This window comes from Chryseobacterium binzhouense (genome assembly GCF_007474545.1).
Lineage (GTDB): Bacteria > Bacteroidota > Bacteroidia > Flavobacteriales > Weeksellaceae > Chryseobacterium > Chryseobacterium binzhouense.
Genome location: NZ_VKOG01000003.1, coordinates 243,925 through 266,506, shown reverse-complemented (window position 1 = coordinate 266,506; position 22,582 = coordinate 243,925). Strand labels below are relative to the sequence as shown.

Below are 22,582 nucleotides of genomic sequence, written 5' to 3'. Positions count from 1 at the left end.
AAATTTAATAATAGATAAACTGTAATAATGGACAGATTTTCATTCCTAAACGCAGCTCATTCTCAATTAATTGAGGATTTATACCAACAATATTTAAAATTTCCTGACTCTTTAGAACCATCATGGAAAGCCTTTTTTCAAGGGTTTGATTTTGCACTGGAAAACTACGGTGACGATGAAAGCATCCAGTACGTACAAAATACGGGAAATTCTGCACCGGTGGTACAGCAGGTATCTCAGGCTGCATCTAATGGTGAAATTCCTGATCATATCAAAAAAGAATTTAAGGTAGTAAACCTTATCGAAGCATACAGAACAAGAGGTCATTTGTTTACCAAAACAAATCCCGTTCGAGAAAGAAGACATTATACTCCGACTTTAGATATCGAAAATTTTGGATTAAGCAGTGCAGATCTGAATACGAAATTCAACTGCGCTACCGAAACAGGGATGAAAGAACCATCAACGCTTCAGAATATTATCACTCACCTGCAGAATATTTACTGTGATTCAATCGGGGTAGAATATATGCATATCAACAATGTTGAAGAGAAAGATTTTATCAAAAAGTGGATTCAGGTTAATGAAAATCATCCAGTACTTAATGCCAATGAAAAAACTGAAATTTTATTAAAATTAAATCAGGCAGTTGCGTTTGAAAACTATCTGCATACAAAGTTTGTCGGACAAAAAAGATTTTCACTTGAAGGTGGAGAAACTTTGATTCCAGCATTGGATCAACTGATTTCCAAGTCTTCTATGCTGGGAGTGGATGAGGTTGTACTAGGAATGGCTCACAGAGGAAGGCTAAATGTGTTGACAAACATTTTCGGTAAATCTTACAAACAGATTTTCTCGGAATTTGAAGGAAAAGAATTTGAAGAAGATGTGTTTTCAGGTGATGTGAAATACCATTTAGGTTCATCCAAAATAGTTAAAACAGCTTCAGGAGAAGAGGTTTCTATCAATTTAACACCGAATCCGTCTCACCTTGAGACCGTTGCGGCTCTAGTGGAAGGAATCTGCCGTGCAAAAGTAGATGATAAATACAAAGGAGATTATTCTAAGATATTACCGATCGTTATTCACGGTGACGGAGCAATTGCAGGACAGGGAATTGCTTATGAAGTAGCTCAGATGATGACATTGGAAGGGTATAAAACGGGCGGAACTGTTCATATCGTAGTAAATAATCAGGTGTCGTTTACAACTAATTACATGGATGCAAGATCTTCTACCTATTGTACAGATATTGCAAAAGTAACGGAATCTCCTGTAATGCATGTAAATGCAGACGATGCAGAAGCGGTAGTTCATGCTATTCATTTTGCGGCTGATTTCAGAGCAAAGTTCGGAAAAGACGTGTATATTGATTTATTAGGATATAGAAAATATGGACATAATGAAGGCGATGAGCCAAGATTTACACAGCCTAATTTATATAAACTGATTTCCAAACATCCGAATCCAAGAGAAATTTACAAAGAAAAGCTCCTGAAAGACAGCATTACGTCTAATGATGTGATCGCAAAAATGGAGACAGAATTTAAAGCTCTTTTAGATGAGAATTTCGATGCATCAAAAGAAATTGAGAAAAACGTGATGGATGTTTTCATGGCAGAAGACTGGACGAATTTTCCGATTGCTAAAAGAGGAGCTGTACTAGAACCTGTTGATACAAAATACAATCTTGATAAGCTGAAAGAATTGGCAATTAAGATGTCTACACTTCCGGCAGATAAAAAGTTTATCAATAAAATTACCAGACTTTTTGAAAACAGAATAAAAGCAATTGAAGCAAATAATCTAGACTGGGCTATAGGAGAATGGCTGGCTTATGCAACGCTTTTGGTAGAAGGTCATAATGTGAGAATTTCTGGGGAAGATGTAGAGAGAGGAACTTTTTCTCACAGACACGCTGTCGTAAAAACTGAAGATTCAGAAGAAGAATACATTCCGTTAAGACATGTATCTGAAAGCAGATTTGATGTTTACAATTCTCATCTTTCCGAATATGGAGTTTTAGGGTTTGATTACGGTTATGCGATGGCATCGCCAAATACACTTACGATCTGGGAAGCTCAGTTTGGAGATTTTGTAAATGGCGCTCAGATTATTGTTGATCAATATTTAGCAGCAGCAGAAGAGAAATGGAAGATTCAGGACGGTTTGGTTATGCTTTTGCCGCACGGTTCGGAAGGACAGGGAGCAGAGCACTCATCAGCAAGACTTGAACGATTTTTAACGCTTTGCGCCAACGAAAATATGGTGGTTGCCAATGTTACTTCTCCGGCAAACTATTTCCACTTACTGAGAAGGCAGTTAAAATGGTCATTCAGAAAACCTTTAATTGTAATGAGTCCGAAATCTTTGCTTAGACATCCTAAAGTAGTTTCTCCGCTTGAAGATTTTGCAAATGGAAGTTTCCAGCCTGTTTTGGATGATCCAAACGCAGATCCTAAGAAAATAGAAAAATTAGTGCTTTGTTCAGGTAAATTATACTTTGAACTTTTAGCTAAGCAGGAAGAGTTAAATTGCGAAAATATTGCAATAGTAAGACTTGAGCAGCTGTATCCTTTACAAAATGATGCAATAGAAGAGATCTTTACGAAGTATAATCATGTAAAATCAATTATCTGGGCACAAGAGGAACCAGAAAATATGGGAGCATGGTCTTATATTCTTAGAAACTTCAGAGATACAGGAATTCAGATAGTTGCTCCGGTTCCAAGCGGTGCACCTGCTCCGGGAAGTCATAAAATGTTTGAGAAAAATCAGAATTTAGTGATCAATCGAGTATTTGACAGAGATGATGCTCCTGCAAAAAGACCTGTTACAGCTTAATAATTAGAAGGTAGAAATTAGAGGTTAGAAGTTAATCTTTTATCTATTCCTTAAAGTTCAAAAAAAACAAAAATTAAAAAAATAAAAAATACGATATGTCAGTTTTAGAAATGAAAGTTCCTTCACCGGGCGAATCAATCACAGAAGTTGAAATTGCAACCTGGCTTGTAAAAGATGGTGATTATGTTGAAAAAGATCAACCCATCGCTGAAGTAGATTCAGATAAAGCAACTCTTGAATTGCCTGCTGAAGAAAGTGGTGTAATTACTTTAAAAGCTGAAGAAGGTGATGTTGTACAGGTAGGGCAAGTGGTTTGTTTAATCGACAGAGATGCTGCAAAACCGGCAGGAAGTTCAACTCCTGCAGCTGAAGAAACTCCAAAACAGGAAACGGCTCCGAAAGCTGCTGAACCTGCAAAGGAAGAAGCTCCAAAACCTGCTGCAGCAACCGCAACTCAAACGTACGCTACAGGAACTCCTTCTCCTGCTGCTAAAAAAATTCTTGATGAAAAGGGAATTGATGCCACTCAGGTTTCTGGTTCCGGAAGAGATGGAAGAATTTCTAAATCTGATGCAGAATTAGCTGCTGTTCCTGCATTAGGAGGAAATCCAATGACGGCAACAGGTTCTAGATCTACTACCACTACTAAGCTTTCAGTTCTTAGAAGAAAAATTGCTCAGAGATTGGTTTCTGTAAAGAACGAAACTGCAATGCTGACGACTTTCAACGAAGTTGACATGTCTGAAATCTTCAGATTGAGAAAGCAATATAAAGAAGAATTTGCCCAAAGACATGGAGTAGGACTTGGTTTCATGTCATTCTTTACAAAAGCAGTAACAAGAGCATTACAAATGTATCCGGATGTAAATGCATCAATTGATGGCGACTTTAAAGTAAATTATGACTTCTGCGATATTTCAATTGCGGTTTCCGGTCCGAAAGGATTAATGGTTCCGGTTTTGAGAAATGCAGAAAATATGTCTTTTGCAAGTGTTGAGGCTAATATCAAGGATTTGGCTACAAAAGTAAGAGATGGTAAAATCACGGTTGATGAAATGACAGGCGGAACTTTTACGATTACCAATGGTGGTACATTCGGTTCTATGATGTCTACACCAATTATCAATCCTCCTCAATCTGCTATCTTAGGTATGCACAATATTATCCAAAGACCGGTTGCAGTTGACGGGCAGGTGGTAATTCGTCCGATGATGTACGTTGCGATGTCTTATGATCACAGAATTATTGACGGTAAAGAATCTGTAGGATTCCTTGTTGCAGTAAAAGAAGCAATTGACAATCCTGTAGGAATTTTGATGAACGGTGACGAAAGAAAAGGTCTAGGTTTATAATAGATTATTTCTTTTATCATTATTTAATATAGTCTCGCCCCTAAAAAGGCGAGATTTTTGTATCTTTTACCTCAAATTGAATGAGATGTTTTCTAAAATTACTTCGAATATAGTGGTTTCGGTAGTTCCCGAATATGATATCAAAAACAGTTATCCATCAGAAAACCGTTTCGTTTTTAAGTACAATATTATTATTGAGAATAAAGGAGATTTCCCTATTAAAGTTCTCAAGAGAAAGTGGCTTATTTTTGATGTAGGCTTCGGTTTTACTGAGGTTGTAGGTGATGGTGTCATAGGACTAACTCCAGATATAGAACCTGATGCGGATTTTGCTTACTTTTCTAATGTAATGCTTCGTTCCGGAGTTGGGAATATGTCGGGTAAATACCTTGTAAAAAATATTGAAACAGACGAAACTTTTGAAATTGATATTCCTAAATTTGATCTTCTTTCGGAAGTGTTGAGCAACTGATCTAAATGGATTTAATTTTTCCTTTCATAAAGTCGGATATCTCTTCATTGGTTGTCAAAAATAGCTTCTCAAAAGCTAAAAGAGAGATTTTTGCGCATGCTTCCGCGTCATCTCCAGCCCTGTGATGTTTAAATTTAATGTTATGGTACTCTGCCAAATGTTTTAATCCATATCTGGGTAAATAGTTCCATGATTTTTTGGCAAGCTGAATGCTGCATAAGTAATTAATTTTAGGAGCAAAAATTCCAAAATGATTGAAACATCCTTTTAACACTCCTGCATCAAAACTCGCATTGTGAGCAATCATTAAAGTTCCGTACATCATCTCTTCAACTTCGTACCATATATCCTCAAAAGTGGGAGCATCTTTTACATCATCAGGATAAATACCGTGTACATCAATATTTCTCTGATGAAAATATGGAAAACTGGGTGGTTTAATAAGCCATGTTTTTGTTTCAACGACAGTAGAATTCTGAACTACGCAAATACCCAGTTCGCACGCAGAATTTCTCTCGTGTGTTGCTGTTTCAAAATCTAATGCACAAAAATCCATGTTCGGGTTGATATAAGTTTTTAAACTGTATTATTTCGCAAAAAATGCCTGAAAATAAGCCATTTAGACTGATGGAAATTTGCAATTTGATTTTTTTGACGGCGTTTAATTGTTCCAGGAATATGGATGTAAAATCCGTAATGGGCTCTTGCTACCGCCCAGAAATGAGCAATTCCGTATTTATATCCAAAATAAAAAGAGGCGGCACCATCTAATATCATTCTGAAAAAAATGACTTGCAGAAGCTTGGGAAAAGGCATGTTTTTCAGCATCATGGAAAGATTGTTTCTCATATTAAGAAAGGTCTTTCGGGCGCTTTGTTTGTTTAAAGTTCCTCCACCCACATGGTAAACTTTTGATTTTCCAGTATAGTATATTTTTTTTCCAGAGTTAATTAATCTCCAGCAAAGATCTATTTCTTCCTGATGGGCAAAAAATCTCTCATCAAAGCCATTTTGTTTCCAAAAATCTATTGAGCGGATAAAAAGACAACATCCTGAAGCCCAAAAAATTTCTGTTTCATCATCATATTGTCCTAAATCTTCTTCTACATCATCGAAAATTCTTCCTCTGCAGTAAGGATAGCCCAGATTGTCAATCAATCCGCCTGCTGCGCCTGCAAACTCAAACTTGCTTTTGTTTTCGTAGGATAAAATTTTAGGCTGAATTGCTGCAATGGATGGGTTTTGCTCAAATAAATTTAAGACGGACGTAATCCAGTTTTCTGTTACTTCCACATCAGAGTTCAGAAGACAGTAATATTCCGCATCAATTTTTTTTAAACCTTCATTGTAACCGCCTGCAAATCCTAAATTTTTATTATTAATAACAATTTGTACGGTAGGAAATTCTTTATGCAATAATTCAACGGAATCATCGGTTGATTGATTATCAATAACATATATGTCTGCTTCCGAAGAATGATTAATTACACTAGGAAGAAATTTCTGAAGCCAGTTTTTACCATTCCAGTTTAAAATGACAACGGCAATTTTTTGAGATTTTTGTGTCATTATTCTTCGTCATAAGTTTTTATAGCATCCTGATATTTCCATTTTCGGTGAGACCAAAGGTAATTGTCTGGATTTTTATGGATCGTGTTTTCCAGCAAATGATGGAATTTTTTTACCACTTCGTTATTGACGAATTTCTCACCATCCGGATATATTCTGTGATAATTGACCTGATAAAAACCTCTTTTTACTTTTTTCATTTCGCAGTAGATAAAAACCAAATCCATTCTTGTTGCCAGTTTATCATAACCAATGAAAACAGGAGTTCTCTGATTGAGGAACTTCAGACCATAATTTACACTTGTCACGTACGGTGTCTGATCTGCAACAAACATATAAACAGACTCGCCGTCATTTTTTTTACGAAAAATATTGATGATAACTTCATTAGCTTCCAGCGCTTCATTTCCAAATTTGTTACGCACTTTCTTCATCTGATTTTCCCAAAAACTGCTGTTTACCTTTCTGTAAACGGGATGTGTGTTTTTTTGCGGAGTTAAAGTTGCAAGTGCGTTGATCCATTCCCAATTGAAAACGTGACCGGCAAGAAGGATAACATTCTTTCCTTCAGCTTTTGCATCATGAAAAATCTGCTGATTGATATGCTGCATCCGCACACGCGATTCAGTTTCGGAAATACTGAAAGACTTTATCGTTTCTACCAGATAATCTGAAAAATTAAGATAAAATTTCTTTCTGATTTCTTTTATTTCTTCATCAGATTTTTCCGGGAATGAATTCTTTAAATTTTGAGTAATAACCTTTTTTCGGTATCCCACAATATAAAAATTCAGGAAGAAAATGATGTCCGAAAAAATATATAATATTCTTAAGGGCAATTTAGAAATCAGGTAAAGTATTTTGATCAGAAAATTCATAAAACAGACAAATTTAGTGATAAAATTATTATGGTTTTAAATTTGCTTATAATTACACTTATTTTTTTATTTTTATAGTATGAAAAAATTGTTTTTAACAGCGTTTTTAGGTCTGGGAATTTTTACTTATTCTCAGCAATTAAAAGACACGACAGATAAGAAGGAAACCGATAAGGCTTTATTGATAAAAACGGAACATGCAGAACTTGAAGCCAAGAAAAAAGCGGCTGAAGAAAAAGTGAAATTACCCAAGCCTTACAATCCGAAAGCTGACGCAGAAAAAGATCTGGAAAATCTTATAGCAAAAGCAAAAAAAGAGAAAAAGAACATTATGATACAGGCAGGAGGAAACTGGTGTATCTGGTGCCTTAGGTTTAACCAATTTGTGCAGACCAATGCTGAACTGAAAGAAATGGTAGATGCTAATTTTTTATATTATCATCTAAACTATTCGCCGGAAAACAAAAATGAAAAGGTTTTTGAAAAATTTGGCAATCCGGGTGAAAAATTTGGCTATCCTGTCTTTATAGTTCTTGATGAGAGCGGAAAGTTGCTTCATATACAGCAAAGCGATGTTCTGGAGGAAAACAAAGGCTATAGTTTGGATAAAGTAAAAGATTTTTTTGAACAATGGACTGTAAGAAAATAAGCCTGTCTTATTGCAGTAAAAAAAGAAGATCCGGTCTGCATAAAGTAGATCGGATTTTTAATTCAGATTTTTATAAACCTTCCATTCTTCAAAACGGTAATCAATCATCTGCCGCATCAAAAAGTAGTTTTCATGGGTGTCTTCTATATGATAAAAACTTTTGTAAGATTCTCCATTTTGTTCTGCTTTTGTATCAAAAAGATTGATATAATCATCAGCAAAAGAACTGTATTGATTTCCAAAATCGGTATCGTCTGCATAGTAATCTTTGGCAAAACTGTTTCCGAATTTATTCAGATCAGATTCTGACAATTTTCCATCCATTGCTGTAAGGATAAATTCTGCTCCGGTGATCTTTCTCTGGATTAATTTTTCAATTTCATTGGCAGTTCTTTCTTTTAGGCTATCCGAGATCAGATTGTTTTCCATGCACCAGCTCAGAAACATTCCTATGTGTGTGGCGCAGTTTTTACGAGGCACATCTTCAGGGAAATTTTCTCCGGAATGCCATGAAGCATCATCATATTTTAGCATAAATAATTATAATAATTGTCTGTTGCATCCAAAGATATAAAAAATCATTTTCTTTTGTCTGCAAAGAAGAAATTTACGTCATTTGCATATAAAATTAATGTATGAAAAGTGCCGTACTTATTACCATCGGAGACGAAATTCTTTCAGGAAACACCATTGATACCAATTCCAATTTTATCGCTACAGAGCTCAAAAATATAGGAATAAAAGTGGTACAGATTTTTACTATTTCCGATGAAATACAAATAATAAAAAATACCCTTAAATCGGCATTTGAACTTGCTGATCTGGTGATCACAACAGGCGGTTTGGGTCCGACAAGAGATGATAAAACAAAAAAAGCACTGGCAGATTTTTTTGATGATGAAATTGCGCTGGATGAGGTTACTTTTGAACACCTTAAGGCTTACATGGAAAAGCGTGGAAGAACAGAAATTTTAGAAAGAAACCGCGAACAGGCTTTTGTGCCTACAAAATGTACGGTTTTTCAGAATCATTATGGTACAGCTCCGTGTATGATGATGCCCAACGGAAATAAGCTGTCTTTCAGTTTGCCGGGAGTTCCTTATGAAGTAAAACCTTTAATTAAGGATCAGATTATTCCTTATTTAAAGCAAAAATTCAGTTTAGAATATATTGTTGCAAGAATAGTGTCTGTAGTTGGGATTCCTGAAAGTATTCTGGCAGATAGGATTGAAAACTGGGAATTGCAGCTTCCGGATAATATGGCATTATCTTATCTTCCAATCGGAACCCGGGTAAAACTAAAGCTTACTGCAAGCGGTGAGAACGAACAGTTTCTACAAATTCAGCTGGAAAATCAAATTCAAAAGTTATTTCCGATCATCGGTGACCATATTATTGCAACAAAGGAAGATAAAATAGAGAAAATTCTGGCTGAAATTTTAAACGAAAAGAAAATGGCTATTTCTACCGCAGAAAGCTGTACGGGTGGAGAACTGGCAAAAATGCTTACTTCAAATCCCGGAAGTTCCCAATTTTTTACAGGGGGAATTGTTACTTATGCTACAGAAATGAAAATCAAGACTCTTAATGTGTCTGAAAGTACAATAGAAAGATTTACAGTGGTAAGCGAAGAGGTAGCAAGAGAAATGTCAGAAGGCTGCCAAAAACTTTTTCAGACAGATATTGCTCTTTCTACTACGGGGGTTGCCGGTCCTGGTAAAGGTGAAGACGGTAAAGAGGTAGGAACGGTTTATTATTCTATAAGAGTCAAAAATGATTCTCAAACCTTCAAACTTTTTCTTCCATATTTGGAAAGACAGGATTTTGCTTATTTTGTTTCTCAGAAAATTATTCAGGATTTAGTCGGGATTTTAATTGAAAAATAATTTGTGGTTTATCTATTCAAATTAATTTAATTTTGAGTAACAAATAATTAAAAAAAGATACTTATCTCAAAATAACAGAACATATCGTTACTAAAAACAATCTGTTGTTTTAAACACAAACTCCGATGAAAAATAATGCGGCTCAGGCAGAAACACCTTAAGCATGTATTTAATTTAAAAAAAACAATAAAATCTACATATGAAAAAGCTAACATTTTCCTTGTTTTTATTAGCCGGGGTTTGTTCACAGACAACACTTACTGCTCAGACAAAATCAAGTCAGACAGTACAGAAAGATTATGGTTTAGATATTAGCCTGATGGATAAATCAGTACGTCCGCAGGATGATTTCTATAATTACGTAAGCGGAAGCTGGATGAAAACAGCTCAAATTCCTTCAGATAAACCAACTTGGGGAAGTTTCAACAAATTGGCGGAGGACACCGACAATAATTCCATGACAATTTTAAATTCTCTTCTGAAGGATAAATTTGCTGAAGGCAGCGAAGGAAAAAAAATTCAGGATCTGTACGCAACGTACATGAATATGGATAAGAGAAATGCTGACGGAATTAAGCCAATCCAGGAAAACATCAAAAAAATTGATGCAATTAAAAATCTTACAGATTTACAAAATTATTTAACTTCAGTAACGAAAGACGGTGAAAATAATTTCTACGCATGGGGAGTCTATGCAGATCTTAAGGATTCTAATATGAATGCGGTTTATCTGGGCGATGCTACTTTGGGAATGGGAAGAGACTATTACCAGAAACAAGATGCCAAAAATACAGAAGCTCTTGCAGAATACGAGAAATATGTAGCTTCCATGCTTGCAGAGCTAGGTTACAAAAACTCTGCTGAAGCAGCAAAAGGAATCATCAACTACGAAAAAAATATTGCAAAGCACCTGCTTACCAATGAGCAGAGCCGGGATAATACATTACAGTACAATCCGAAGACAATGGCTGAGCTTTCAGGTTTGGTAAAAAATATAGACCTTACTTCATATTTGAAGAAAGTAGGGGTAAATACCAACAGAGTAATCATTGGTGAATTGGATTATTATAAAAACTTTGACCAGTTGGTGAATGTAAAAAATCTTCCTGTAATCAAAGATTATCTTAAGTTTCACATGATCAACGGAAGTGCTTCGTATCTGAGCGAAGACTTAGGAAACAAAAAATTTAACTTTTATGGTAAATATTTAAGAGGACAGCAGGAACAGAGAGCTTTGAACAAAAGAGGGTATGAGTTGATCAACGGATCTTTGGGTGAAGCTTTCGGGAAACTCTACGTAGAAAAATATTTTCCGGCAGAGGCAAAAGCCCAAATGGTTGAGCTGATAGATTATCTAAAGAAAAGTTTTGCTGTTCATATCAATAATTTGGCTTGGATGTCTCCTGTAACTAAGGAAAAAGCAATGGCAAAACTGAATAAATTTACCGTTAAAGTAGCATATCCTGATACATGGAAAGATTATTCTAAATTAAAAATCGTTCCTGAATCTAAAGGTGGAAACCTTTATGCTAACCTTCAGAATATTGCTGAATGGCAGTATAACAAAGAACTTGAGAAAGTAGGAAAACCGGTAGATAAAACAGAGTGGGGAATGACTCCGCAGACGGTGAACGCTTATTATAATCCTGTATATAACGAGATCGTTTTCCCTGCTGCAATTCTTCAGCCTCCGTTTTTTAATCCTAAAGCTGATGCTGCGGTGAATTTCGGTGCTATCGGAGCAGTAATAGGTCATGAAATGAGCCACGGATTTGATGATTCTGGTGCGCAGTTTGATGCAGACGGTAATCTTGTGGATTGGTGGACTCCTGAAGACAAAGCTAATTTTGAGAAAGCAACCAAAGCTTTGGCAGCTCAGTATGATAAATATGAACCTGTAAAAGGAACTTTTGTGAATGGTACTTTTACCAATGGTGAAAATATTGCTGATTTGGGTGGAGTAAGCATTGCTTATGATGCATTACAAATGTATCTTAAAGATAAAGGGAATCCGGGGAACATCAGCGGATATACTCAGGATCAAAGATTTTTCCTTAGCTGGGCAACAGTATGGAGAACTTTATCAAGCGAAAAGTATATGGTGAATCAGGTAAAAACAGATCCGCATTCTCCTGGATATTTCAGAAGTTTCGGACCTCTTATCAATGTAGATGCTTTTTACAAAGCTTTTGATGTAAAACCGGGTGATAAATTGTATAAAAAACCTGAAGAAAGAATTAAAATCTGGTAGATTTTTGATTATAAATAAAACCGCTGTAGATCAGCGGTTTTTTTGTGTCTATAAGTTACGGTATTGTTGCAATTAAACAATTAAATACCCTCTAAAGGCTCTTGTAGCATAGTAGGAAGAAGCTCCGTTATGATAAGTAAAAACGGCATCGTAGCGACGGTCACAAAATAAGGCACCGCCCAGATTTCTGATCTTGACCGGTGTTTTTATCCAGCTTGATGTCTTACGGTCAAATTCTCCCAAAGTTTGAAGAAAACGATATTGTTCTTCATTCAGAATTTCTATTTCCATGTCTGAAGCATACTCAATTGCTGAATTTTGAGGTTTATTTTCCTTTCTTGAGTCCAGAGCTTCACGGTCATAGCAAAAACTTCTCCTTCCTTTAGGACTTTCAGCAGAGCAATCGAAAAAAGTATACTCATTGGTATTTTCATCAACACTTACCACGTCAGGTTCACCTCCGGAAATTTCCATTTGGTAAAGAGACCAAAGTTTCGAAGGATTGTCATTTAATTTGTCCTCAATTTTTGTCCAGTCCATATTAAGATGACGATTTTTGTGCTGATCAAATCTTTTTTTCAAAATATTCAAAATTTCAAAAGTCTGTTGTTCTGAGAGCGATTTTTGTGAAGCCATATAATGAAGTTTTAGGAGTTTCTAAAATTAACCTCAGTTCGGGATAAGAAACAAATTTAAATAATTGATTTATAGCATCATATTAATTTATGCAAAGAAAAACAAAAGATTTTTACTTTTTGAAAGTTTTTAAGCTAAATAAAGGCACTTCATTTATTAAAAAAGACAAAAATGGTATTATTTTGATAAGTTTTACGCCTTTGTATATAAAAGCTAAATTCTTAATAATTAATCTCTTTGTTTAACGTTGCGTTTAAGAAAACTTATCCCGAACTCAGGTTAAAATTAATAAAATTTTAAATGTCAGTTAAGTAATTTCCGCAAAAACAGAGATTAAAAATGTACCATAGATTCACTTTTGTTCAGCATAATCATCACTAAGTTTACAAAAAAACCGTCTTATGAGAAGACGGTTTGTATAATTGATATTTTAGCTTAAAAAGTTTTATCGGCTTCAGGAGCAATTTTATTGTTCTTTGAGTAGATCATGATCAATAAACCTGCAATCATAAAAGGAATAGATAAAACCTGACCTGTATTGAGTCCCGCAATAGAAATAAATTCTTTTCCCTGTGGTTCTTTCAAAAATTCCACAAAAAATCTGATGGCCCAAAGTATGATAAAAAACAATCCGAATAACCAGCCCTGCTGATATTTTTTATCGGTTTTTCTGTACAGAAACCACAAAAGAACAAACAATAATACATATCCTGTCGCTTCAAAAAGCTGACCCGGAAATCTTGGAACAGTAATTCCGTATTCGTCGCTCATCTGTGGAAAGAGAATCGCAAATGGTGAATTGGGATCTGCCGGCTTTCCCACAATTTCTGAATTGAAAAAGTTTCCTAAACGTACAAAAGCACCACCCAGAGCAACTACAATTCCTAATCTGTCATAAACCCAAAACGGATTTTTCTTAATTATTTTAAATGAATAATATAATGTTGTAAATATTAAGGCAATGGTTGCTCCATGACTTGCAAGTCCTGAAAATCCTGTAAACTCCAGTTCTGGTTTTGTTCTGATCGGCAAAAACACACTTAAAAAATCCTCTTTGAAGAGCTCTGGCTGATAAAAGATCACGTGTCCCAATCTCGCTCCCAAAATTGTTCCAAGCAAAGTCCATGTAAAAAGAGGATCAAGATATTTTTGATTAACATGGTCAATGTCAAATATTTTCTTCATCAGTATATATCCAAATCCGAATGCAAAAACAAACATCAGACTGTAATAATGCAGCGTAACCGGACCTAAATGAATACCTACGGAAGGATCCCAGATTTTATACGTTGTATCAAGCGAAACCTGATCTTCTTCTTTCAGTGGTTGCTTGATTTTAGTGATATATTTGAAATCTGCTTTATTTTCTGTCGGCTTAAAATCTTCATTTAAAAACTGATAGCCATTCTGCTTCAGAACTGCAAAAGAATTGTCATAAAAAGCTCCCCATCCGCCTTTAGATTCAAGATTGGCAGTATTGACTATAATTAAGCTGTTGGCAGTATTTTTTCCGGCAAACTCAGCAAAAGTCTGCGCATCTGTGGTAGAAAAAACTTTAACGGGAACTGCCTGATTATTGACTACCAGATTGGCATCAGAAACGCCATCCGGATAATTTTGAGCAAATATATTCTGCACAAAAAATGCAAAAATCAAAAGATAAATTCGAAAGAATAAATTATTCATTATGAAATTTTTTAGCTTATTATTTTTTAGGCGGAACAGGATCATAACTGCTTCCTCCCCACGGATGACATTTTGAAATTCTTTTCACACCAAGCCAGAATCCTTTAAAAATGCCGTGAATCTGTAAAGATTCTACCATATAATGTGAGCATGTAGGCTCGTAGCGGCAGTTTTTCGGAAGTAAAGGCGAAATAAACCATTGGTAAAATCTGATGAGAATTACCAGCGGAAACGTGATGATTTTATTCAATGTTAATTTCAAAACATTGCAAAAATAGCGTAAAAAATTGAAAATTAGTTTAAATTTGTTGTAAGTTTCAGTGCTGAAATAAGGCTTTGGTCGTGTAAAACAATATGTTGGTCGATTATAAACTTTGTATACAAAATCAGCGGAATTTTTCTCAAATTTATTTTAAATCAATCACTTTGGCTCAAAATATTCCATTAGCAGAACGGTTAAGACCCAAAACTTTAGATGAAGTTTTAGGACAGGAACATCTTACCGGCGAAAAAGGCACGATAAGAAAAATGCTGGAGAATGACACCTTAAATTCTCTTATTCTTTGGGGACCGCCGGGAACAGGTAAAACAACTTTAGCAGAAATCATTTCAGAAAAATCCGGACGAAAATTTTTCAAACTTTCTGCGGTTTCCTCTGGAGTGAAAGATGTTCGCGATGTAATAGAAGATGCCAAAAAGCAAAATCTTTTCTCAGGAAAATCTCCGATTTTATTCATTGACGAAATTCACCGGTTCAATAAATCTCAGCAGGATTCGCTGCTTCATGCGGTAGAAAAAGGGTGGGTGGTTTTAATAGGTGCAACAACAGAAAATCCTAGTTTTGAGGTAGTTTCCGCACTGCTTTCCAGAAGTCAGGTGTATATTCTGAAAGCTTTAAGCTACGAGAAATTGGAAGAGCTTATTGAAATTGCTGTTAAAAGATTCAATAAGGATGCAAATTCAGATTTTATCATCAAACAAAAAGAAGCATTCATTCAATATTCCGGAGGTGACGGCAGAAAACTGATTAATTCTGTTGAATTGGTTCTGAACCAGTTTAAAAATTCAGGTAAGCACGAGATTGACAATGACGATGTGATGTCAGTTTTACAGGAAACAATGGCGCTTTATGACAAAAATGGTGAACAGCATTATGATATTATTTCGGCATTTATAAAATCTATGCGCGGAAGTGATCCAAATGGAGCGGTATATTGGCTTGCCAGAATGATTGCAGGTGGTGAAGATATTAAATTTATTGCCCGGCGAATGCTGATTTTAGCTTCAGAAGATATTGGTCTTGCCAATCCGAATGCTTTGGTTATTGCAAACAACTGTTTTCAGGCAATCAATGTGATAGGAAATCCTGAAGCGAGAATTTTACTGAGCGAAACGGCAATTTATCTGGCAGTTTCCCCGAAGAGCAATTCTGCCTATGCAGCAATTAACGAAGCCTTAGCTTTCGTGAAAAAAACGGGAAATCTACCTGTACCGCTGCATCTGAGAAATGCTCCAACCAAACTGATGAAGGATCTGGATTATGGAAAAGAATACAAATATGCTCACTCATTTGAAGGAAATTTTGTAGATCAGGATTTTTTACCCGAAGAAATAAAAGATGTGAAATTTTATGAACCCGGAAATAATGCTACGGAAAAAAAGATTGGGGACGAACTTAAAAAGAAGTGGAGCAATAAATATTAAAAAAGGGAATCATCAATACTGATCATTCCCTGAATTTTCTCTGTAAGTTTTTACGATCACCAGTAATTTTAATGTAAACCACTGGTTTTTGTAGGTAAAGTGTAGACAGATTTTGAAGCTGTAATAAATAAAATATTATTTTTTTCTCCTCCGAAGGTAACGTTTCCGGTCCAGTCTTCAGGAATTTTAATATGATGAATTTTTTCACCCTTATTATTAAAAACAGTAACACCATCTCCCGTAATATAAAGATTTCCTTCCTGGTCAAGTGTCATTCCGTCTGAGCCCATTTCGCAGAATAGTTTTTTTTCAGACAGCCGTCCTTCTCCCAAAATATCATATACGTACGTTTTGCCGCCATCAATATCGGAAACATACAGTTTTTTTAATTTCTTACTTCCAATAATTCCGTTAGGCTGAACAAAAGTCTCAATTTTTGATATTTTACCGTTTTTATTTCTGTAATAAAGATTTTTCTCAGGAATTTCTACTTTAAAATTTTCCCAGTAATCTCTTTCATATAACGGATCTGTAAAATAAATTCCGCCAAAATCATCCAGCCACAAATCGTTTGGTCCATTTAGTCTTTTTCCTTCAAAACCTTTAGAAAGAACTTCTACAGATTTGTCTTTACTGATTTTCCAGATTTCACCTTCATTGTCTGAGCAGGTAATCAGATGGTCATTCTCGTCAAAAAAAGTTCCGTTGGCACGACCAGTCTTGTCCGAAAAAAGTTCAATCTTATTGGTTTTCCAGTCCCAAAAGTATATTTTGTCATTAGGCTGATCGGTAAAGTAAACATTTCCTGATTTATCGGCAGCAGGACCTTCTGTAAAACTGAATTGATCTGAAATTAATTTTGGCTCGGTGTTTTCTTCAAACATATTTTTATATTTTGTTGATTGGCAACTGAATAATACCAAAATTAAACCAACAATACCCAAAACTTTCTCCTTTGTCATTTTTTAATTTTAAAGATTACAATGTACGATTTGTACTGTAGTTTCAAAAATATTTATCTTTGAATTTTCAGGATTCAACGTAATGAAGATAAATTTACCCGACAAACTGTATTATTCGATAGGAGAAGTTGCTAAAGCATTCGATGTAAATGCTTCATTGATAAGGTATTGGGAACAGGAGTTTCCCATCATTAAGCCTAAAAAAAATAAAAAAGGAAACCGCTATTTTACTCCGGAAGACATCAAAAATCTTAAAATCATTTATCATTTGGTAAAAGAAAAAGGTTACACATTGGATGGAGCCAAAATCGCATTGACTACCAACAGTAAAATTTCTGAAACAGTCACTATTATTGACAGACTGGAGTTTGTAAAAGCTGAACTTTTGAAACTGAAAGATTCTTTGGCAGAAAAAAATGAGGAATAAAAATTTAATAATTGCTTTTCTGTTAGTTTAAAATAATATTCAATATTTTCAGCATAGAAAATAATTCTTATCTTTAGTTTATTAAAACATAAAAGATGAGGAAAAATTATTATCAGAAAATGGCTGTGCTTGGAGTTGTGCTCCTGACTTTACTTGCTTTCAAAAAATATTCAGCAACAAAGAAAGAAAAATTTCCTGAAATTACCTTTGTTACGGAAAATTCGTCTTCTAAAATCTTTTCAGCCTTCAATCCAAACGATTTAGATGAAAATCAGTGGCAGAAGCTTGGCTTTTCCGAAAAACAAACTAAAACTATTTTAAAGTATAAAGAAATTGTCGGCGGTAATTTTATTTCCAAAGCGCAGTTCAAAAAGTGTTTTGCCGTTTCAGCGGAAAAATACAATGAGCTTGAACCATTTTTGCTGCTTCCTGAAAACAGCTCTGAATCTAGATCTAACTATCATTCTGAAAATTTTAAGAAAAAATCTTTGATCATTAATGGTAAATTTAATCCTGATCATTTCACTAAAAGCGATTGGCAGACAATGGGTTTTTCAGAAAAGCAATCTGCAGCTATTTTAAAGTACAGAGATTATCTGGGTGGAAGTTTTATAAGCAAAGAAAAATTCAGAGAATGTTTTATTATCAGCGATGAAAACTACCAAAAGCTGGAACCTTATATTATTCTGCCTGCTAAAACTCCTGCAAATTTTAAATCGTTTGCCACACCATCTAAGTCACCAATTAAACTTACAGCTTTTGATCCGAATGAGTTAGATAAAAAAGGCTGGGAAAATCTTGGATTTTCTGAAAAACAGGCTAATGTGATTGTAAATTATCGTGACAGAAATCTAAAAGGCAGTTTTAAAACTCTGGACGATCTTAAAAACTGTTTCGTAATTTCCCAGGAAAAATTTGAAAGCTTAAAACCATTTATTAGACTTGATCCTTCAACAGCTGCAAAAAATTCTGAGCAGAAAAAAGCAGAAATAAAACAGGAAAAAACAGATTTCACAAAAGCTGAACTGAATTCGATAACTTTTAAACAGCTTTTGGAATTTGGACTGGATGAGAAAAGTGCAGGTTCTATGATCGGTTTTCGCAAAAAGCTTGGCGGATTCATGACCAAAGAACAGATTCTTGAAACGTATAATATAGATAAAGAATTGGTTCAGAAACTTTTAAATATTGCTCCGCTCGATAATTCTAAAGTAGAGAGATATACTTTGGTTGATGCTCCTGAAGAGTGGCTGAAAAATCATCCTTATTTTAAATATTCTGCGGATAAAATCATGTACTACAGAATCAGCTATCCTGATGACAAAAAGATTTGGAAATTATTGAAAACCAAACCGGAATATGAGGCAAGAATGAAACTTTATTTGAAATAATGTTTCGGGAATTGAAGTCTTACAGAATGTGGGATATTAATTAGATCATTAAATAATTATCCCGCATTCTGTTGTTTTAAACTAAAACCGTTGAAAATTCGGAAGATAAAGAAATAATTCCTTCTGTTATATTTTCAGGATGTGAACTAAAACCTTTCAGTTTGGAGGTTTTTCCTTTTAAAATAAGATCCATCAATTGTTTTTCGGAAAGTTTTTTACCAAATATTTCAAACGGAATTTTAAATCCACAGTTTTTAAAATCCGAACATCCGATAGCGGTTTTACCTTTCATCAAATGATGATCTTTACATTTCGGACATTTTGTTTCTTCCCATGCAGGCAAATCTTTTTTTACAGCCGGTTCTCTCTTTTTCTTTTCTTTGGTTTCGGATTTTTCTTCTTCCAATGTGATGATTTTTCCTTTTCCGTCGACTACTTTTTTGGTAAGATTGGTGACCATTTGGATCAGCTCTTCTTTAAACTGGTTGGCTTCATATTCACCGCTTTCAATTTTTCGGAGCTTAAGTTCCCATTCTCCTGTTAGTTCAGGACTTTTCAGCAGTTCGTCTTCAATCGTATCAATCAGCTGAATTCCTGTTGGTGTTGCGATGAGGTTTTTTCTTTTCTTTTCAATATATTTTCTTTTGAAAAGTGTTTCGATAATGTTAGCTCGGGTAGATGGTCTTCCGATCCCGTTATTTTTCAGCATTTCACGAAGTTCATCATCATCTACCTGTTTTCCTGCGGTTTCCATAGCACGAAGAAGGGTTGCTTCTGTATAAGGTTTTGGTGGTGAAGTTTTTCCCTGATGTATCATAGGATCATGCGGTCCGGTTTCTCCGGCAACAAACTCAGGAATAGTCTGTTCCTCATCCTTGTCTTTTTCTTTATCAGAAGGCTCTTCTTTGGGTTCTTTGGAGTAAACAATTCTCCATCCGGGTTCCAGAATCTGCTTTCCGCTGGTTTTGAAAGGTATTGTTCCTACTTTTGCTTCTACCAGAGTATTGGAGATTTTACATTCAGGATAAAAGACCGAGATAAAACGTTTGGCTATTAAATCATAAATCAGTTTTTCTTCCCGGGTTAAATTTTGCGAAGGCGGAACTTCTGTCGGAATAATTGCATGGTGATCAGTCACTTTTGTGTCATCAAAAACAGCTTTCGACTTAGGAATTGGTTCCTGAAGTAGGGGAGTAATCAGATCCTGATAAAACTTCATGCTTCGCAGAATTCCTTCAATTTTCGGATATAAACTTTCAGCAAGATAAGTGGTATCAACACGAGGATAGGTTACGTGCTTTTTCTCGTAGAGACTTTGGATATAATTAAGGGTATTTTCCGCAGAATAGCCATACTTTTTATTGGCTTCCACCTGGAGCCCGGTCAAATCAAAAAGTCTCGGATTTTTTTCTTTACCTTCTTTAATTTCAAAAGAAACAATTTCAAATAGATTTTGTTTTAAATAATCCAGCCCTTTTTCGGCACGATCTAAAGTTTTGAGGCGGTCTATAGCGGCATTGAAAACTACATTCCTGTATTTGGTTTTCAGTTCCCAGTATTCTTCTATGGTAAAAGCATCAATTTCTTTCTGGCGCTGTACCAGCATTGCCAAAGTAGGAGTCTGAACCCTTCCGATTGAAAGAACTGCTTTATTTCCGCCGAATTTTTTGGTGAAAAGACGGGTTGCATTGATGCCCAGAAGCCAGTCTCCAATGGCCCTTGCATTTCCTGCAAGATATAGATTTTTATAATCTTCAGCAGGTTTAAGATTGGCGAAACCCTCTTTAATAGCTTCTTCCGTTAATGAAGAAATCCATAAACGACGGATCGGCTTATTGCATTTTGCTTTCTGCAGAACCCACCGCTGAATCAGTTCTCCTTCTTGTCCGGCATCCCCGCAATTAATGACCTCTTCACAGTTTTCTAACAGTTTTTCAATGACTTTAAACTGATTTTCCACTCCTTTATTTGGTATCAGTTTAATTCCAAACTGATGAGGAATAATGGGAAGCAGAAAAAGATTCCACGATTTGTATTGCGGACCATAGTCGTGAGGTTCTTTCAGCGTACAAAGATGTCCGAAAGTCCATGTCACACAATAGCCGTTTCCTTCCATATAACCTTGTTTAGGCATTGTTGCGCCTAAAACTTTAGCAATATCTCTGGCAACACTTGGTTTTTCGGCAATACAAAGTTTCATGAATGTTCAAATTATGGAAAAGGTTGCAAAAGTCGGTAAAAAAAATTAATGCTGATTTTTGATTATAAGAAATAAATTAATAAGGAGTATAAAGAATTACATGGCTTTGATCATCAATTCTGCTTCAAAAACATCAGCAAAATGTTTTTTGATTTTAGCTTTTATGCCTTCCATTTCTTCAGAGGTCAGTTCTCTTTCAAGTTCTCTTTTCAAAGAAGTTACCTGTTTGTCTTTTATTCCGCACGGAATGATATATTCAAAATAGCGCATATCGGTATTTACATTGAGTGCAAAACCATGCAGGGTTACCCATCTTGACGCTTTTACACCCATTGCACAGATTTTTCTGGCATAAGGCTTTCCAACATCCAGCCAGACACCGGTTTCCCCTTCAGAACGCTCACCTTTCAGCCCGAATTCAGCAATGGTTCTTATGATCACCTCTTCTAGGTTACGCATATACTTATGAATATCGGTAAAGAAGTTTTCCAGATCGAGAATAGGATACCCGACAATCTGCCCAAAACCATGATAAGTAATATCTCCGCCACGGTTTACCTTTACAAAAGTGGCTTCAATCTCTTTTAATTTATCAATTCCTGCAAGCATATTCTCCTCATGTCCGCTTTTGCCTAAAGTATAGACATGCGGATGTTCTACCAAAAGGAAATGGTTGGGCGTTGTGATGTGCTGTTCTTCCGGAAGATCACGGTTTTTGATTTTCAGATCAATAATATTTTTCATCAGAGACTCCTGATAATTCCAGGATTCCTGATAGTCTTTGGTTCCCAAATCTTCAAATTCTACAACTTTATTCTGATGTGTATTCATTATATATTTTAATGAAACAAATTTAGTGATTTTTATGCTTTTACAGAATGAATGAAATTGGCAGCTTCATTTTCCCAATTTTTATTTTCCAGCAAAATCTTTACAAAAGCGGTTCCGATAATTCCACCTTGCGCTTTTTCCGTCACGTTTTCAAAATCCGACTTATTCTTTATTCCAAAACCAATGAAAACAGGATTTTTTAATTTTAATGAAGCTAATCTGTCAAGGTAATTTTCATTTTTCAAAACAGCATTCTCGTTACCTGTAGTAGAAGATGAACTTACTGCATATAAAAAGCCTGAACTTAGGGAATCAAGATATTTTATGCGCTCTTCCGGCGTTTCCGGTGTCACGAGAAAAGTGAAGTTTAGATTATATTTTTTAAGAATTTCCCCATATTTATTTTCAAATTCAATCGGAGGTAAATCAGGAATAATCAATCCCGAAATTCCTACTTCCGAACATTTCTGACAAAAATTCTTAAAACCAAACTGAAGAACAGGATTCAGATAACCCATTAATATCTTCGGAATAGTGACGGATTCTTTGATTTCAGCCAATTGTTCAAAAAGTTTTTTGATAGACATTCCGTTTTTCAAAGCCAGAGAATGCGCATCCTGAATTACAGGTCCATCTGCAACCGGATCAGAATACGGAATTCCGATTTCCATCATATCCGCACCCGAATCTTGGATTAATCTGGCGATCTTGCCTGTATCTTCCAGCTTTGGAATGCCGGCTGTGAAATATATGTTTAGTTTTTTCATTTTGTTTAATGTATTAAAGTATTCACGTAAAATGTATTAACGATTGAGAATCATAAATACATTAATACGTTTTACAT

Annotated in this window: 20 protein-coding genes; 9 read left to right on the top strand and 11 right to left on the bottom strand. The window is 35.3% G+C overall.

Translation table 11 applies throughout. The features are described from left to right. Positions 1–27: 27 nt before the first annotated feature. The 3 genes from FNE73_RS09875 (at position 28) to apaG (ending at position 4,668) form a co-directional block, all read left to right on the top strand. On the top strand, positions 28–2,844 hold the full coding sequence (locus tag FNE73_RS09875; RefSeq protein WP_143884444.1) for a 2-oxoglutarate dehydrogenase E1 component: 2,817 nt from the start codon (positions 28–30) through the stop codon (positions 2,842–2,844). A gap of 95 nt (positions 2,845–2,939) precedes the next feature. Further along, entirely contained in the window at positions 2,940–4,196 is a 1,257-nt protein-coding gene (gene odhB, locus FNE73_RS09870; RefSeq protein ID WP_143884443.1) for a 2-oxoglutarate dehydrogenase complex dihydrolipoyllysine-residue succinyltransferase, read from the top strand. Positions 4,197–4,281: 85 nt separating this feature from the next. Next, on the top strand, positions 4,282–4,668 hold the full coding sequence (apaG, locus tag FNE73_RS09865; RefSeq protein ID WP_143884442.1) for a Co2+/Mg2+ efflux protein ApaG: 387 nt from the start codon (positions 4,282–4,284) through the stop codon (positions 4,666–4,668). A gap of 1 nt (position 4,669) precedes the next feature. On the opposite strand, the gene FNE73_RS09860 is transcribed toward apaG, so the two are convergent. From FNE73_RS09860 to FNE73_RS09850, 3 genes are read right to left on the bottom strand one after another with little or no spacing between them, the layout of a single operon-like run. After that, positions 4,670–5,224: a 3'-5' exonuclease gene (locus FNE73_RS09860; protein WP_143884441.1), complete on the bottom strand. Its 555-nt coding sequence runs from the start codon at positions 5,222–5,224 to the stop codon at positions 4,670–4,672. Between the two features lie 20 nt (positions 5,225–5,244). Next, the gene (locus tag FNE73_RS09855; protein WP_143884440.1) at positions 5,245–6,237 is read right to left on the bottom strand and encodes a glycosyltransferase family 2 protein; all 993 of its coding nucleotides are present in this window, start codon (positions 6,235–6,237) and stop codon (positions 5,245–5,247) included. Beyond that, positions 6,237–7,115: a lysophospholipid acyltransferase family protein gene (locus FNE73_RS09850; protein ID WP_143884439.1), complete on the bottom strand. Its 879-nt coding sequence runs from the start codon at positions 7,113–7,115 to the stop codon at positions 6,237–6,239. Before FNE73_RS09850 ends, FNE73_RS09855 begins: the two co-directional genes overlap by 1 nt. Before the next feature lie 79 nt (positions 7,116–7,194). On the opposite strand from FNE73_RS09850, the gene FNE73_RS09845 reads away from it, so the two are divergent. Further along, a complete protein-coding gene (locus FNE73_RS09845) occupies positions 7,195–7,764 on the top strand; it encodes a thioredoxin family protein (RefSeq protein WP_143884438.1) in 570 nt (189 codons plus the stop codon). A gap of 57 nt (positions 7,765–7,821) precedes the next feature. Here FNE73_RS09845 and FNE73_RS09840 read toward each other — a convergent pair whose 3' ends face one another. After that, positions 7,822–8,298 carry a DUF7832 domain-containing protein gene (locus tag FNE73_RS09840; RefSeq protein ID WP_143884437.1) on the bottom strand — a complete coding sequence of 159 codons (477 nt, stop codon included), beginning with the start codon at positions 8,296–8,298 and terminating at the stop codon, positions 7,822–7,824. Positions 8,299–8,399: 101 nt separating this feature from the next. On the opposite strand from FNE73_RS09840, the gene FNE73_RS09835 reads away from it, so the two are divergent. Together FNE73_RS09835 and FNE73_RS09830 are read left to right on the top strand one after the other, a co-directional pair. Next, positions 8,400–9,650: a CinA family nicotinamide mononucleotide deamidase-related protein gene (locus FNE73_RS09835; RefSeq protein WP_143884436.1), complete on the top strand. Its 1,251-nt coding sequence runs from the start codon at positions 8,400–8,402 to the stop codon at positions 9,648–9,650. Positions 9,651–9,849: 199 nt separating this feature from the next. Continuing rightward, a complete protein-coding gene (locus tag FNE73_RS09830; RefSeq protein ID WP_143884435.1) occupies positions 9,850–11,901 on the top strand; it encodes a M13 family metallopeptidase in 2,052 nt (683 codons plus the stop codon). Between the two features lie 72 nt (positions 11,902–11,973). Here FNE73_RS09830 and FNE73_RS09825 read toward each other — a convergent pair whose 3' ends face one another. The 3 genes from FNE73_RS09825 to yidD all read right to left on the bottom strand — a co-directional run bounded on the left by FNE73_RS09825 (position 11,974) and on the right by yidD (position 14,473). Further along, positions 11,974–12,537 (bottom strand): DUF4256 domain-containing protein, encoded by a 564-nt coding sequence (locus FNE73_RS09825; protein WP_143884434.1) that lies wholly within the window; start codon positions 12,535–12,537, stop codon positions 11,974–11,976. 435 nt (positions 12,538–12,972) lie between these two features. After that, a complete protein-coding gene (gene lgt / locus FNE73_RS09820; protein WP_143884630.1) occupies positions 12,973–13,818 on the bottom strand; it encodes a prolipoprotein diacylglyceryl transferase in 846 nt (281 codons plus the stop codon). 424 nt (positions 13,819–14,242) lie between these two features. Further along, positions 14,243–14,473 (bottom strand): membrane protein insertion efficiency factor YidD, encoded by a 231-nt coding sequence (yidD, locus tag FNE73_RS09815; protein WP_228430010.1) that lies wholly within the window; start codon positions 14,471–14,473, stop codon positions 14,243–14,245. A 176-nt stretch (positions 14,474–14,649) separates the two neighbouring features. On the opposite strand from yidD, the gene FNE73_RS09810 reads away from it, so the two are divergent. Continuing rightward, positions 14,650–15,927 (top strand): replication-associated recombination protein A, encoded by a 1,278-nt coding sequence (locus tag FNE73_RS09810; protein ID WP_143884432.1) that lies wholly within the window; start codon positions 14,650–14,652, stop codon positions 15,925–15,927. A gap of 68 nt (positions 15,928–15,995) precedes the next feature. Here the strand turns inward: FNE73_RS09810 and FNE73_RS09805 are convergent, their stop codons facing one another. Next, positions 15,996–16,889, bottom strand: a complete 894-nt coding sequence (locus FNE73_RS09805) for an SMP-30/gluconolactonase/LRE family protein (RefSeq protein WP_143884431.1) — start codon at positions 16,887–16,889, stop codon at positions 15,996–15,998. Between the two features lie 82 nt (positions 16,890–16,971). On the opposite strand from FNE73_RS09805, the gene FNE73_RS09800 reads away from it, so the two are divergent. Further along, the gene (locus tag FNE73_RS09800; protein WP_143884430.1) at positions 16,972–17,316 is read left to right on the top strand and encodes a MerR family transcriptional regulator; all 345 of its coding nucleotides are present in this window, start codon (positions 16,972–16,974) and stop codon (positions 17,314–17,316) included. A 95-nt stretch (positions 17,317–17,411) separates the two neighbouring features. Further along, entirely contained in the window at positions 17,412–18,707 is a 1,296-nt protein-coding gene (locus FNE73_RS09795; protein ID WP_143884429.1) for a helix-hairpin-helix domain-containing protein, read from the top strand. A 76-nt stretch (positions 18,708–18,783) separates the two neighbouring features. Here the strand turns inward: FNE73_RS09795 and FNE73_RS09790 are convergent, their stop codons facing one another. The 3 genes from FNE73_RS09790 to trpA form a co-directional block, all read right to left on the bottom strand. Then, a complete protein-coding gene (locus tag FNE73_RS09790) occupies positions 18,784–20,907 on the bottom strand; it encodes a type IA DNA topoisomerase (RefSeq protein WP_143884428.1) in 2,124 nt (707 codons plus the stop codon). 96 nt (positions 20,908–21,003) lie between these two features. Beyond that, positions 21,004–21,738 (bottom strand): lipoyl(octanoyl) transferase LipB, encoded by a 735-nt coding sequence (gene lipB / locus FNE73_RS09785; protein ID WP_143884427.1) that lies wholly within the window; start codon positions 21,736–21,738, stop codon positions 21,004–21,006. Positions 21,739–21,770: 32 nt separating this feature from the next. Then, a complete protein-coding gene (gene trpA, locus FNE73_RS09780) occupies positions 21,771–22,505 on the bottom strand; it encodes a tryptophan synthase subunit alpha (RefSeq protein WP_143884426.1) in 735 nt (244 codons plus the stop codon). Between the last annotated feature and the right edge of the window lie 77 nt (positions 22,506–22,582).